We start from the raw sequence: 12,910 nt of genomic DNA on the forward strand, positions 1-12,910 counted from the left end.
TTCTTCACCCTGCTCCGCTCGGGTCGCAACCGCGGCGGGCAGTGCCCGCCCTACGGAGCCTGCCCTGGTAGGGCGGGAAGTGCCCGCCGCACTGCTCTCACTCGTTCCTCGCTCCAGAGCTCACTCGCCGGCGCCGTCCTTCGCGAACGCGCCCGGCGCGGAGCCGAAGTCGCCGTTGGCCTGGGCGGCCATGTACGAGAACGCGGCGTAGACCGCCACGTTCTGCGCAAGCTCGGCGGGGTCGATCTTGTCCAGCGTGTCGTTCGGGGTGTGGTGCCAGTCGAAGTACTTCGTGCCGTCCTGGGTCAGCGACAGCGCGGCCATGCCCTTGGCGTGCATCTGCGACAGGTCCGAACCGCCGCCGCCGGGCTTGCCGGCATCGTAGGCCACGCCGACCGGTTCCAGCACCCTGGCGATCTGGCCGATGGCACCGCGTGCTTCGGGCTTCACGCTGGCGCTCATGCGCCAGATCCTGCCGGCGCCGAAGTCGGACTCGGTGCCGAGCTGGAACTTCGCCACGTCGGCGGCGTGTTTCTCGGCGTAGGCGCGGCCGCCCCACAGGCCCATCTCCTCGTTGGCGAACGCGATCACACGGATCGTGCGGTCCGGCCGCTGCGGCAGGTCGCGGATCAGCTTGCCGGCTGCCATCGCGATCGCCACGCCGGCGCCATCGTCGATCGCGCCGGTGCCCGGGTCCCACGAGTCGAGGTGGCCGCCGATCGCCACCACCTGGTCGGGGTGCTTGCGGCCGGTGATCTCGCCGATCACGTTGGCGCCGGTGTATTCGCCGACCACGCCGCAGTCGAGGTCGAGCTTCAAGGTGACCGGCTTGCCGTAGGCCAGCACGCGTTCGAGCTGGTCGGCGTCGGGGTTGGTCAGTGCAGCGGCAGGGATCGCCTTGGCTGGGTCGCGGAAGCCGGTGACGCCGGTATGCGCGGCGCGCTGGTGCGCATCGGTGCCGGCCGAGCGCAGCAGGTAGGCGGCGGCGCCCTTGGCCTGGGCGATCACGGCGCCCATCGTGCGCACGGCCGAACCCATGCCGTAGCCGTGACCGTCCTTCGCGCGCTCCATGCGGTAGCCGACGTAGACGATCTTCCCCTTGATGCTGGCCGGATCGGCCGCCTTCAGCGCCTCCAGCGTGTCGAACTTCACCACCTCGGCGGTCAGCCCGCCCTTCGGCGTGCCGGCCGAATAGCCCAGCGCGGTCAGCGTCAACGGCTGCGGGAACGGCGCCACGATCGCGGCGTGCTCGCTGCGGCGTTCCCACAGCGGGTAGGTCACCGCCTCGGTGTAGACCTTGTCGTAACCGAGTTCCTTGAACTTCGCCACGGCCCAGTCGCGCGCACGCTGGTCGTTCGGGCCGCCGGCCAGGCGGGCGCCGACTTCGGTGGTCAGCGAGGCGGTGACCTTGTACGCGGTGTCGTCATGCAACGCCTTGTCGCGCAGCAGTTCGGCCGTCTTTACGGCTGTGGCAGGAATCGTGGTGGTGGCGGCGCTGGCGATGCCGCTGGCCAGCAGGCTGGCGGCGAGCAGGGTAAGGGTTAGACGGCGCATCGGGGGACTCCGCGTGGGAAACCCCGATTATGGCGTCACGGGCCGTTGCCGCTTAGGCCAGAAGTCATGGGTGGCGGAGCGGGGCTTCGCAGGGTGGGCATCGGCCGCCCCGCGAAGCCGGCAGTTGCCGTTCGGTTACGGCTTGTTCTTCAGCAGGTCGCGGATCTCAGTCAGCAACGCCACGTCGGCCGGCGGGGCGGCGGGTGCCGCTTCCTGCTTGCGGCTGAGCTTGTTGATCGCCTTGACCACCATGAAGATCGCGAACGCGATGATGATGAACTGGATCAGGGTGTTGATGAAGGCGCCGTACTGGATTGCTACCTCGGCGATCTTGTGTTTCGGGTCGCTGTCGTCGCCGGGCTTGAGCACCCACTTCATGGAGGAGAAGTCGATGCCGCCGGTGAGCCAGCCGATCGGCGGCATGATGATCTGGTCGACCAGGGAAGTGACGATCTTGCCGAACGCGCCACCGATGACTACGCCGACGGCCAGGTCGATGACGTTGCCACGCATGGCAAAGGCCTTGAACTCGCTGATCATGCTCATGCTGCTTCTACTCCCCTCGGGTTGGGCCGGATGGCGGTGCAACTTTAATGCGACAACGTAGGCGCGCACAGATGAAGGTTGCGTGGAAATCCCGGATCAGGAACAGGTTCTCAGACGATGTGCCCGTCCAGTTCCGCCACGCCCACCAGCTCGGCGTGGAAGCAGTCGCCGCGCCGCAGCGCGGCCACGCCGGCCGGGGTGCCGGTGAAGATCAGGTCGCCGGCTTTCAGCTCGAACAGCGTGGACAGCGCCGCCAGGATGTGCGGCACGTCGTGCACCATCTCGCCCAGCGTGGTCTGCTGGCGCAGCTCGCCGTTCACGCTGAGCCGCAGCACGGTTTGTCCGCCCACCGCCACCTCACCGGCCGGGCGCAGCGCGGAAACCGGGGCGGAGTGGTCGAAGCCCTTGGCCACATCCCACGGCTGGCCCTTCGCCTTGGCCTGCGCCTGCAGGTCGCGACGGGTCAGGTCCAGTCCTACGGCATAACCCCAGACCAGGGCGGCAGCTGCGTCCGGAGCGAGGTCACGTCCGCCGGCACCCAGCGCCACCACCATCTCCACCTCGTGATGCAGGTCGGCGGTGGCCTGCGGGTAGGGCACGTCGGCGCCATCGGCGACCACCGCGTCGGCCGGCTTGCAGAAGAACATCGGCGCGGACTGGTCCACCGTGGCGCCCATCTCGCGCGCGTGCTCGGCATAGTTGCGCCCGATGCAGAACACCCTGCGGATCGGGAAGCGCTGGTCGGAACCGGTGATCGGCAGGCTGGGGGTGGCGGGCGGGGCGATGGCGTAGTTCATGGCTGCAAGCGTAGCAAAGCCTGGAGGGGCGTGGCCGGAACAAGGCCCCCGACGGCGGCTGGCGCTGCATGTCGATCCTCCGCGTTCCCGTTCGTCATGTACGGATGGCCACGGGATGCGGATGACAGCTGTCACCGTCGATGGTTGATGCGGTGCTCTGGCAGCGTGCCGGCAGGGCGTCCATGATGCACCTCATTGCCTGGAGCATGGCCGTTTGAACGGGAGTGGATGTGGGCAACGCTGAACTGTTGAAGGAACTTCGCATCGAACGCCATCAGCGCGAGGACCACGGGAGCCATCCGGGCCGCTGGCCGTGGATTGCCGCCGCCGTGGCGGTGCTGCTGTTGTTGCTCGGTGGTGGCGCGTGGCTGTTCTTTGGCCATCGCCCGGTGATCGTGCAGACGGCCACGGCGGTGGCGCCCAGTGCAGGCAGCGAGGCGGGCGCGGTGCTGCAGGCAACCGGTTACGTCACCGCGCGGCGCCGGGCCACCGTATCGGCGCAGATCACCGGCACGCTCACCGCGGTGCTGATCGAGGAGGGCGATCACGTCACCCGGGGCCAGGTGCTGGCACGGCTGGACGACAGCGGCTACAAGGCCGGCCTGGCCGCGGCAAGATCGCAGGCCGACGCGGCGCATGCCCAGGCGGCCCAGATCCAGGTGCAGCTGGCGCAAGGCATCCACGATGCGGCGCGGCTGGAATCGCTGGTCGCCCGCGGGCTGGTGTCGAAGCAGGCCGCCGAGCAGGCCCGTACCCAGGTCGACAGCCTGCGCGCGCAGCTCGATGCGCAGCGGCAGCAGGCCAGGTCCGCCGACGCCCAGGCCGCGGTGGCGCAGGTCAATTTCGACTATTGCGTGGTGCGCGCGCCGTTCAGCGGCGTAGTCACCACCAAAGATGCCCAGGTCGGCGAGATCATCTCGCCGCTGTCCGCCGGCGGCGGTTTCACCCGCACCGGCGTGGGCACCATCGTCGACATGCATTCGCTGGAAATCGACGTCGACGTCAACGAGGCCTACATCGGCCGGATCAAGCCGGGCATGCCGGCCGAAACCGTGCTCGACGCTTACCCGGACTGGAAGATTCCCGCCCACGTGGTCGCCATCGTGCCCACCGCGGACCGCGGCAAGGCCACCATCAAGGTGCGCGTGGCGCTGGAAAAGAAGGACGCCCGCGTGGTGCCCGACATGGGCGCGCGGGTATCGTTCCTGGAAGAAAAACCGAAGGGCGTCGTCAGCGTGCCCCAAGGCGTGCTGGTGCCGGCCGCGGCGATCGTGCAGCGCGACGGTCGCAGCGTGGTGTTCGTGCTCGACGGCAGCCAGGCGCGCCAGCGCGTGGTGAACCCCGCCGCGCAGGCATACGGCGAGCTGCGCCTGTTGCCGGCCGCGGTGAAGCCGGGTGACAGCGTGGTGGTATCGCCGCCGCCCGAGTTGAAAGATGGTTCGGACGTCCAGACGAAGAAGCCGTAGATCGTTTCAATCCCTGTGGAGCCCGCGAGCGGGCTCCTGCACAAAATTCCCGGTTATTGGAGAACCACCATGGGCACGCTGATCGAGATCAAGGACCTTGCCAAGACCTACGAGCGCGGCAAGCAGAAAGTCGAAGTGCTGCACCACGTCAACCTCGGCATCGCCGAAGGCGATTTCCTGGCGCTGATGGGGCCGTCCGGTTCCGGCAAGACCACCTTGCTCAACCTGATCGGCGGCCTGGACGCGCCGAGCGCCGGCAGCATCAGCGTCGGCGGCCAGCGCATCGACCAGCTGAGCGGTGGCGCGCTGGCGAAGTGGCGCGCGTCGAACGTGGGCTTCGTGTTCCAGTTCTACAACCTGATGCCGATGCTGTCGGCGCAGCGCAACGTGGAGCTGCCGTTGCTGCTGACGAAGTTGTCCGCGGCGCAGCGCAGGAAGAACGCAGCCATCGCGCTGCAGCTGGTCGGCCTGGCCGATCGCGGCAGCCACAAGCCGGGCGAGCTTTCCGGCGGTCAGCAGCAACGCGTGGCGATCGCGCGCGCGATCGTCTCCGACCCCGAGCTGCTGGTCTGCGACGAACCCACCGGCGACCTCGACCGCCAGTCCGCCGAGGACGTGCTCGGCCTGCTGCAGCAGCTCAACCGCGAACACGGCAAGACCATCGTGATGGTCACCCACGACCCGAAGGCCGCCGAGTACGCCAGCCACACGCTGCACCTGGACAAGGGCACGCTCGTCGAACAGGCAATGGCGTAAGGAGGCCACGATGAAATACCTCCACCTGATCTGGGCCGCGCTGTTCCGGCGCAAGACCCGCACCGTCCTCACCCTGGTGTCGATCGCCGCCGCGTTCCTGCTGTTCGGCATGCTCGATGGCGTACGCACCAGCTTCGCCAACGCCGGCAAGAGCGCGGCCGGCGCCGAGCGCCTGCAGACCGGCTCGAAGCTTTCGTTCATCCAGCCTTTGCCGTCGGCGCTGCAGACGAAGATCGCGAACGTGCCCGGCGTGAAGGACGTGGCCTCCGCCAACTGGTTCGGCGGCGCCTACCAGGATTCTCACAACCAGATCTTCACCTTCGCGGTCAGCCCGAACTACATCGACATGTATCCGGAGATCATCATCACGCCGGCCGAGCGCAAGGCTTTCGACAGCACCCGTACCGGCGTGCTGGTCGGTGACGTGCTGGCGAAGAAGTACCACTGGAAGGTCGGCGACAAGATCCCGCTGATGTCGAATATTTTTCCCAACCGCGACGGCAGCAAGAACTGGACCTTCGACATCGCCGGCATCATGCACGCCAAGGATCCGGATCACGGCGAATTCCTGCAGGGCGGCATCCTGATGCACTGGAAGTACTTCGACGAATCCAACCCTTACAACCAGGGCCAGGTGGGCTGGTACGTCAGCCGCGTCGCCGATCCCGCCCAGGCCGACCAGGTGGCCCGGGCGATCGATGCGCTGTCGGCCAATTCCGACCACGAAACCAAGACGCAGACCGAGCAGGCCGCGATGGCATCGTGGATCAAGCAGATGGCGAACATCGGCCTGATCGTGTTCTCGATCATGGGCGCGGTGTTCTTCACGCTGCTGTTCCTGACCGGCAACACCATGGCGCAGGCAGTGCGCGAACGCACTTCGGAGCTGGGGGTGATGAAGACCATCGGCTTCTCCAGTACCAGCGTGCTGATGATCGTGCTGGCCGAATCGGTGCTGCTGGTGCTGATCGGCGGCGTGCTGGGACTCGGGCTGGCTGCAGTGCTGGGGCCGATCGTCAGTGCCGGCAGCGGCGGCGTCCTCAACATGCCGCCGGTGCATGCAGGCAGCTGGCTGCTGGGCGTGGGCCTGATGGTCGCCATCGGGCTGCTGGTGGGAGTGCTGCCCGCGCTGCGGGCGATGCGCCTGAACATCGTCGACGCACTGGCCGGCCGCTAAAGGAGATTCCCTCATGGGCAAGTTGAAATCGTTTCTGCGCGGCCTCGGCCTGTGCCTGATCATCGTCGTCGGCATTGCCGCCTGGACCGTGTTGCCGTGGCCGGCATTGCTGGCACTGGCCGTGCTGTTTGCGTTGTGGATGCTGCTGGCGCGTACCGGCCGGCAGGCCGGCTCGGTCACCCGCGTCGGCGTAAGCACCCTGCCGCAGCGCATCGGCACCTCGTCGGTCGTGGTCATCGGCATCGCTGGCGTGGTCGCGGTGCTGGTGTCGCTGCTGGCGATGGGCGTGGGCTACCGCGAGACGCTGAGCCGGAGCGGCAGCGCCGACACCGCCATCGTCCTGCGCGGGGGCTCGGCCTCGGAGGTGTCCTCGGTGCTCGATCATGCAAGCACCACGGTGATCGAACAGGCGCCGGGCATTGCCCGCGATGCCGCCGGCAAGCCGATCGCCTCGCCGGAGTTGGTGGTGGCGGCGAACCTGCCGCTCAACGACGGCAGCGGTGACGAAGGCAGCGTGCAGGTGCGCGGCGTCGGCGACCAGGCATGGACACTGCGTCCGGAAGTGAAGATCGTCGCCGGGCGCAAGTTCACGCCGGGTCTGCGCGAACTGGTGGTGGGCAAGGGTGCGCAACACCAGTTCGCCGGCTTGGCGCCGGGCCGCGAGATCAAGCTGGGCAGCCAGACCTGGACCGTGGCCGGCGTGTTCGAGTCGGGCAACGCGATGGACTCGGAACTGTGGGGCGATGCCAACGTGGTCGCCGACACCTACCGCCGCGGCAGCAGCCGTACCTCGGTGTTCGTGCGCCTGACCGGTGCCGCGGCGTTCGACGCGTTCAGGGCGGCGCTCTCCAGCGACCCGCGGCTGCAAGTGGACACCAGCACCACGCTGGACTACTTCCGCAAGCAGTCCGAGGGCGTCACCAAGGCGATCACCATCATCGGCATCGTGGTCGGCGTGATCATGGGCATAGGCGCGGTGTTCGGCGCACTCAACACCATGTTCGCGACCGTCGCCGCGCGCGCCCGCGAGATCGCCACGCTCCGCGCCATCGGTTTCCGCGGCCTGCCGGTGGTGGTGGCGGTGATGCTGGAGACCATGCTGCTTGCGCTGCTCGGCGGCGTCATCGGCGGTCTGCTGGCGTGGCTGGTGTTCAACGGCTACAGCGCATCGACCCTGGCCCAGGGAACGGTCGGCACGCTCAGCTTCAGGCTCGCGGTGACGCCGGCGCTGTTCTGGACCGGGCTCAAATGGGCGCTGGCGATCGGCTTCATCGGTGGCCTTTTCCCCGCGGTGCGCGCCGCGCGGCTGCCGGTGACCACGGCGCTGCGCGAGTTGTAGCGCTTGGAGCTTCGTAGGGCGGGCACTGCCCGCCGCTCTTTGTGAGTCCGAAGGCCGGCGGGCGGTGTCCGCCCTACGTTCAGGGCATCACCGGTGGCACGTAGTCCAGCGTCAGCCCCAGCAGCCACAGCATGCCCAGCACCAGCGGCACGTGCACCACCAGTTGCACGAAGGTGTAGCCCACCACGTCGCGTGCCTTCAGGCCCAGCACACCGAGCAGCGGCAGCATCCAGAACGGGTTGATCAGGTTTGGCAGCGCCTCGGCCGCGTTGTACACCTGCACCGCCCAGCCCAGGTGCACGTGCAGGTCGTTCGCCGCCTGCATCACGTATGGCGCCTCGACCAGCCACTTGCCGCCGCCGGACGGCACGAAGAAGCCGAGGATCGCCGAATACGCGCCCATCACCGCGGGGAAGCTCTCGGTGCCGGCGATGTGCACGAACAGGTTCGACAGCCGGTGCGCGAGGGTGGCGCCGTCGGCGCCCGGCACGTGGGTAAGCAGGGCGGCGATGCCGCCGTACAGCGGGAACTGGATCAGCACGCCGGCCGTGCTCGGTACCGCGCGGTGCACCGCGTCGAGGAAGCTGCGCGGCCGCCAGTGCAGCAGGATACCCAGGGTGAGGAACAGGAAGTTGTAGGTGTTGAGGTTGGCGATCGCCGTGACCGCCGGCTTGCTGGCGAACTCGTGGCCGAGCCAGCCCAGGCCCAGCAGGCCGATCGCCAGCGCCAGCAGCGGGCTGTATTCCAGCCATTCGCCCGGCCGCGTGCGCGGCGGCAGCGCCGGCGTCGAGCTTTCGCTGACGTCGAAATCCGCCGCGGTGCGCGCGTTCGCGTCCGACGGCGCGGTGGTCCAGCAGATCAGCAGCGATACCACGATCAGCACCGCGGTCAGCACGATCGACTGCCACAGGAAGATTGTCTGGCTGAACGGCAGTACGCCGGTGATCGCCAGCAGGCCCGGCGGCATGCTGGCCGGGTTCGCCTGCAGCTGCGCCGCCGACGAGGACAGGCCCATCGCCCAGATTGCTCCCAGGCCCAGGTAGGCCGCCGCGCCGGCGGCGCGATAATCCAGGCGCAGGTCGCTGCGCCGCGCCAGCGCGCGCACCAGCAGGCCGCCGAACACCAGCGAAAAGCCCCAGGAAAGCAGGGAGGCCAGCATGCTGACCAGCGCGATGTACACCACCGCACCGCGGCCCGTGCGCGGCGCCCGCGCCAGCACGTCGATGAAGCGCGCCACCACCGGCGCGGTGGCCAGCACGTAGCCGCCAATCACCACGAACGCCATTTGCATGGTGAACGGGATCAGGCTCCAGAAACCATCGCCGAACGCATTGACCGTGGCCGTGGGCGTGGCGCCGAAGGCGAACGCCGCCAGCGCCACCACCACCACGCCCAGCGCGGCGAACACCCACGCATCCGGAAACCAGCGTTCCGCCCACGCCGCACTGCGCAACGCCGCGCGCGCCATCCAGCCGTCCTGTCTCGCGTTCATGCCGCTCTCCGCAGGTGAATCGCGACATCGTCGCGCGGCGGTGGATGGGCAGGCAAGGCGACAATGGTCGAAGCCCCGCCTCAATGAAGCGAAGCTGCGTCGCCGCAGGCGACGCCTCGTTCACCCTTCCCCCTGCAAGGCAGGGGGAAGTTGGAAGGGGGATGGCGCTTTCGACCTAGCGCTTCTGCTTCGCCAGCGTGATCACTGCCACGCCGGCCAGGATGATCGCCATGCCGGCGAGGTCGAACGGCCCCACCTTCTCGCCGGCCAGCAGCACGCCGAACAGCACCGCCACCGGCGGGTTCACGTAGGCGTAGCTGGTGGCCACCGCAGGGCGCGCGTGCCTGAGCACGTAGAGGAACGCGCTGAACGCGATGATCGAGCCGAACACCGCCAGGTAGACCACCGCCAGCGTGGCGCGGGTGGTCGGGTGCGCGGGCAGGTGCTCGCCGCTGGCGAAGCCCACGACGAGCAGTGCGACGCTGGCGCACAGCATCTGCGCGGCGGTGTTCATCGGACCCGGCGGCATCGTCTGGCGCCGGCTCCACACCGAGCCGAACGCCCAGGCCGCCGCCGCCACCAGCAGGGCGGCCGCGCCCAGCGACGAGCCGGCCAGGCTGCTGCCCAGGTTCAGCACGATCACGCCGGCAAAGCCGATCGCCAGGCCGATGCTTTCGCGCCGGTGCGGCCATTCGCCGTACAGGCCGGAAAACAGCGCCGCGAACAGCGGCATGCTGGCCACCGCCACCGCGGCGATGCCCGAGCTCACCCGCTCTTCCGCGAAGCACACCAGGCCGTTGCCCATGCCGAGCAGCAGCAGGCCGGTGATCGCCGCGTTGCGCCATTGCAGTGGCGTCGGCGGGGCCATTCCGCGCCAGCGCAGGAAGCCGTAAAGCGCCACGCCGGCACCGAGGAAGCGCACGCCGGCGAGCAGGAACGGCGGGTAGCTTTCCAGCGCGAAACGGATGCCCAGATAGGTCGAGCCCCAGATCACGTACAGCGCGAACAGCGACAGCGGTATCAGGAAGCGGGGATCAGTCAGGCTGCGCGGCGTTTCGACCGCGACGGAGGCAGGGGTGTCGGACATGGGGGCGGATCGTGGGGGGACGGTACATTATCCGTCGGTTCCCCTGCGGTTTGCTCAATGCGCGACCGGCCGTCCCTGGCGGATCACCACGAATTCGCCTTCCAGCACGGCAGGCCGCGCGTGCACGCCGGATGCTGCCAGCATGCGACCCTGCTTCCACTGGCGCACGGCCAGCAGCACGAGGCCGCCGACCAGCAGCACGCCGGCCACCACCAGCCCGAACACCAGCAGCACGCCAAGCACCACCACGCCAAGCAGCAGCGACAGGGCACGGGCCAGCGGGTGGCGGGGACGACGAAGGGAAGGCAGGGCGAAGTGCATGTGTTAAAAATCCGTGTGGTAAAATCAACGACTTACGCGTGCAACCATGGGGCCAACCGCCCCGCGAGGCAAGTGCCGATGGATACATTCACCCCCGCCGCATCGCAGGACCGGCGGACGCTGTGCCGGCTGGACGAGATCCCCGATGGCGGCGCCACCGCGGTGGACGCGCACCTGTCCGACGGCGACGAAAGCCTGATCCTGCTGCGCCGTGGCGAGCAGGTGCGAGGCTACCTCAACGTCTGCCCGCACGCCGGTCGCCGCCTCGACTACGCCCCCGGCAAGTTCCTGCTGAAGAACGACACCCTGATCTGCGCCGTGCATGGCGCCACCTTCGACCAGGTGGGCGGCCTGTGCATCGCCGGCCCGTGCCGCGGCGAACACCTGCGCGCGGTGGCGGTGCGGGTGGAAGCGGGTGAGGTGAAGCTGGCGCAAGACAGCGCCTGATGGGGCGCGACCCGGACCGCAGCGGGTCGCTTGCCTGGCCTGCATTCAGTGGAACAGCAGGTTGATCGCCAGCAGGGTGACGACGAGGACGAGGAACGTCAGCGGCAGGCCGACGCGCAGGAAGTCCTTGCCCTTGTAGCCGCCGGGGCCGGTGACCATCATCAGCGCGGGGTGGCCGGAGCTGAGCAGGAAGGTGTTGGAGGAGGACACCGCCACGATCAGCGCGTATGCCGAGGGGTTGCCGCCGGTGGCGACGGCCACGCTGATCGCGATCGGCACCATCATCACAGTGGCGCCGACGTTGGACATTACCTGCGAGAACAGCAGGGTGAGCACGGCCAGGCACAGCTGCAGCAGCCACGGCGAGGCACTGCCCAGGTGGTCCAGCACCACCTGGGCGATCCACGCGGCGGTGCCGGTGGCGTCCATCGACCAGCCCAGCGGGATCAGGCAGGCGGTGACGAAGATCGTCTTCCAGTTGACCGCCTTGTACGCCTCGTCCATGTTCAGCACGCCGGTCAGCAGCATGCCGATCGCGCCGGTCATCATCGCCACCGACAGGTCGAGGTTGGTGAACAGCGCCAGGCACTTCGCCAGCACGAAGAAGCCCACCGCCTGCCAGATCTTGCCCGGCCGCTGCTGTTCTTTCGGGATGTCGGTGACGACGACCAGGTCGCGGTCTTCCGCGGCCAGCGCCAGGTCGCGCCAGTTGCTGTGCAGCACCACGGTGTCGCCGGCGCGCAGGCTGACCGAGCGCACGTCGTCGCGGAACACCTGGTCGCCGCGGTTCACCGCCAGCACCGAGATGCCGAAGCGCTTGCGCAGGCGCAGCTCCCCCACGGTGTGCCGGATGAAGCGCGACACCGGCGGAATCACCACCTCGGAAATGCCGGCGCGGGTGGGGTTGAACAGCTCGCCCAGCTGGCGCATGCGGGTGGACAGCCGGCACAGCTGGTTGTTGGCGAACTGGTTCAGCTGTTCGCGCGGGCCGAGCACGCCGAGCACCGAGCCGACCCAGATCACGTGGTCGGCCGGGGGCGCCATGCGCGCGTCGTTGCCGCTCTTGATCGCCAGGATCAGCGGCGCGCCGTGCAGTTGCTCGACCTCGCCGATGCTCATGCCGACCAGCGGACTCTCCGCGGTGACGGTGAGCTCGGCGGTTTCGCCGACGATGCCGTAGGTCTCGGCGAAGTAGCTCTCGGTGCGCCCGGGCGTGACCTTCAGCCGCTCGTCCTCGTGTCCGGGCAGCAGCCTGTGGCCGAAGAAGTAGAAATAGCCCACGCCCAGCAGAGCCAGGGTCAGGCCGACCGGGGTGACGCTGAACAGGCCGAACTTCGGAATGGTGTGCGCGCCTGGCGGCAGGTTCACGTTGGCACTGGCGATCAGGTCGTTCAGCACGATCAGCGGCGAGTTCGCGATCAGCGTGGTGTTGGTGGCGGTGAGAATGCAGAACGCCATCGGCAGCAGCAGCCGCGACAACGGCACGCCGGTGCGTGCCGCCAGCCGGCTGCTGACCGGGATCATCAGCGCCGCCAGCGCCTGGCTGGGGATCACCGCGCTGAACAGGCTGGCGACCAAGTTGATCACCAGGCCCAGGCGCGACTCCACGCCGCGCGCCATGCGCATCACGAAGTTCGCGGTGAGGGCGAGCACGCCGGCGCGGTCGAGTCCCTCGCCCATGATCATGATCGCGATGATCGCGATCACCGCGTTGCCGGCGAAGCCGTTGAACACGCGGTCGGACGGGATCAGCCCGGTCAACCCGATCACCACCACCACCAGCAGCGCCACCATGTCGGCGCGGATCCACTCGAGCACCAGCATCAGCATGGTGAAGCCCACCAGCCCGAGTACCAGGACCATTTCGGGGGTGAGCGAGAGCGCCACTAGCTGACGCCCCTGCAGGACAGCTGGTTACGGTGGATACG

12 protein-coding genes are annotated in these 12,910 nt (G+C 68.5%); 5 read left to right on the forward strand and 7 right to left on the reverse strand.

What is annotated here, in order from left to right; all coding sequences use genetic code 11:
- Positions 1-120 precede the first annotated feature (120 nt).
- The 3 genes from DEO45_RS11420 to DEO45_RS11430 form a co-directional block, all read right to left on the reverse strand.
- Positions 121-1,554, reverse strand: coding sequence for a M20/M25/M40 family metallo-hydrolase (locus tag DEO45_RS11420; protein ID WP_114343645.1), 1,434 nt, complete (start codon positions 1,552-1,554; stop codon positions 121-123).
- A 135-nt stretch (positions 1,555-1,689) separates the two neighbouring features.
- On the reverse strand, positions 1,690-2,100 hold the full coding sequence (mscL, locus tag DEO45_RS11425) for a large-conductance mechanosensitive channel protein MscL (RefSeq protein WP_114343646.1): 411 nt from the start codon (positions 2,098-2,100) through the stop codon (positions 1,690-1,692).
- A 110-nt stretch (positions 2,101-2,210) separates the two neighbouring features.
- On the reverse strand, positions 2,211-2,897 hold the full coding sequence (locus DEO45_RS11430; protein ID WP_114343647.1) for a fumarylacetoacetate hydrolase family protein: 687 nt from the start codon (positions 2,895-2,897) through the stop codon (positions 2,211-2,213).
- Positions 2,898-3,121: 224 nt separating this feature from the next.
- Between DEO45_RS11430 and DEO45_RS11435 the strand changes: the two genes are divergently transcribed.
- The 4 genes from DEO45_RS11435 (at position 3,122) to DEO45_RS11450 (ending at position 7,635) form a co-directional block, all read left to right on the forward strand.
- On the forward strand, positions 3,122-4,363 hold the full coding sequence (locus DEO45_RS11435) for an efflux RND transporter periplasmic adaptor subunit (protein WP_114343648.1): 1,242 nt from the start codon (positions 3,122-3,124) through the stop codon (positions 4,361-4,363).
- 69 nt (positions 4,364-4,432) lie between these two features.
- A complete protein-coding gene (locus DEO45_RS11440; protein ID WP_114343649.1) occupies positions 4,433-5,119 on the forward strand; it encodes an ABC transporter ATP-binding protein in 687 nt (228 codons plus the stop codon).
- 10 nt (positions 5,120-5,129) lie between these two features.
- Entirely contained in the window at positions 5,130-6,296 is a 1,167-nt protein-coding gene (locus tag DEO45_RS11445; RefSeq protein ID WP_114343650.1) for an ABC transporter permease, read from the forward strand.
- Between the two features lie 13 nt (positions 6,297-6,309).
- Complete coding sequence (locus DEO45_RS11450; RefSeq protein WP_189339731.1) at positions 6,310-7,635, forward strand: ABC transporter permease; 1,326 nt, start codon at positions 6,310-6,312, stop codon at positions 7,633-7,635.
- Positions 7,636-7,714: 79 nt separating this feature from the next.
- On the opposite strand, the gene DEO45_RS11455 is transcribed toward DEO45_RS11450, so the two are convergent.
- From DEO45_RS11455 to DEO45_RS11465, 3 genes are all read right to left on the reverse strand, one after another.
- On the reverse strand, positions 7,715-9,103 hold the full coding sequence (locus tag DEO45_RS11455; RefSeq protein ID WP_114343874.1) for a short-chain fatty acid transporter: 1,389 nt from the start codon (positions 9,101-9,103) through the stop codon (positions 7,715-7,717).
- Between the two features lie 199 nt (positions 9,104-9,302).
- Positions 9,303-10,214, reverse strand: coding sequence for a drug/metabolite exporter YedA (gene yedA, locus DEO45_RS11460; RefSeq protein ID WP_114343651.1), 912 nt, complete (start codon positions 10,212-10,214; stop codon positions 9,303-9,305).
- A gap of 54 nt (positions 10,215-10,268) precedes the next feature.
- Positions 10,269-10,535, reverse strand: a complete 267-nt coding sequence (locus tag DEO45_RS11465; RefSeq protein WP_114343652.1) for a hypothetical protein — start codon at positions 10,533-10,535, stop codon at positions 10,269-10,271.
- 78 nt (positions 10,536-10,613) lie between these two features.
- On the opposite strand from DEO45_RS11465, the gene DEO45_RS11470 reads away from it, so the two are divergent.
- Positions 10,614-10,982 (forward strand): Rieske (2Fe-2S) protein, encoded by a 369-nt coding sequence (locus DEO45_RS11470; RefSeq protein WP_114343653.1) that lies wholly within the window; start codon positions 10,614-10,616, stop codon positions 10,980-10,982.
- A gap of 45 nt (positions 10,983-11,027) precedes the next feature.
- Here DEO45_RS11470 and DEO45_RS11475 read toward each other — a convergent pair whose 3' ends face one another.
- The gene (locus tag DEO45_RS11475) at positions 11,028-12,845 is read right to left on the reverse strand and encodes an SLC13 family permease (RefSeq protein ID WP_114343877.1); all 1,818 of its coding nucleotides are present in this window, start codon (positions 12,843-12,845) and stop codon (positions 11,028-11,030) included.
- Positions 12,846-12,910 lie beyond the last annotated feature (65 nt).

This window comes from Rhodanobacter denitrificans, from assembly GCF_003335105.1.
Classification (GTDB): Bacteria; Pseudomonadota; Gammaproteobacteria; order Xanthomonadales; family Rhodanobacteraceae; genus Rhodanobacter; species Rhodanobacter denitrificans_A.

Coding starts and splice junctions, on each gene's coding strand:
- DEO45_RS11445 (WP_114343650.1), top strand. CDS start 5,130: ATGAAATACCTCCACCTGATCTGGGCCGCGCTGTTCCGGCGCAAGACC.
- DEO45_RS11430 (WP_114343647.1), bottom strand. CDS start 2,897: ATGAACTACGCCATCGCCCCGCCCGCCACCCCCAGCCTGCCGATCACC.
- DEO45_RS11470 (WP_114343653.1), top strand. CDS start 10,614: ATGGATACATTCACCCCCGCCGCATCGCAGGACCGGCGGACGCTGTGC.
- DEO45_RS11450 (WP_189339731.1), top strand. CDS start 6,310: ATGGGCAAGTTGAAATCGTTTCTGCGCGGCCTCGGCCTGTGCCTGATC.
- DEO45_RS11475 (WP_114343877.1), bottom strand. CDS start 12,845: ATGGTCCTGGTACTCGGGCTGGTGGGCTTCACCATGCTGATGCTGGTG.
- DEO45_RS11465 (WP_114343652.1), bottom strand. CDS start 10,535: ATGCACTTCGCCCTGCCTTCCCTTCGTCGTCCCCGCCACCCGCTGGCC.
- DEO45_RS11420 (WP_114343645.1), bottom strand. CDS start 1,554: ATGCGCCGTCTAACCCTTACCCTGCTCGCCGCCAGCCTGCTGGCCAGC.
- yedA (WP_114343651.1), bottom strand. CDS start 10,214: ATGTCCGACACCCCTGCCTCCGTCGCGGTCGAAACGCCGCGCAGCCTG.
- DEO45_RS11455 (WP_114343874.1), bottom strand. CDS start 9,103: ATGGCGCGCGCGGCGTTGCGCAGTGCGGCGTGGGCGGAACGCTGGTTT.
- DEO45_RS11440 (WP_114343649.1), top strand. CDS start 4,433: ATGGGCACGCTGATCGAGATCAAGGACCTTGCCAAGACCTACGAGCGC.
- mscL (WP_114343646.1), bottom strand. CDS start 2,100: ATGAGCATGATCAGCGAGTTCAAGGCCTTTGCCATGCGTGGCAACGTC.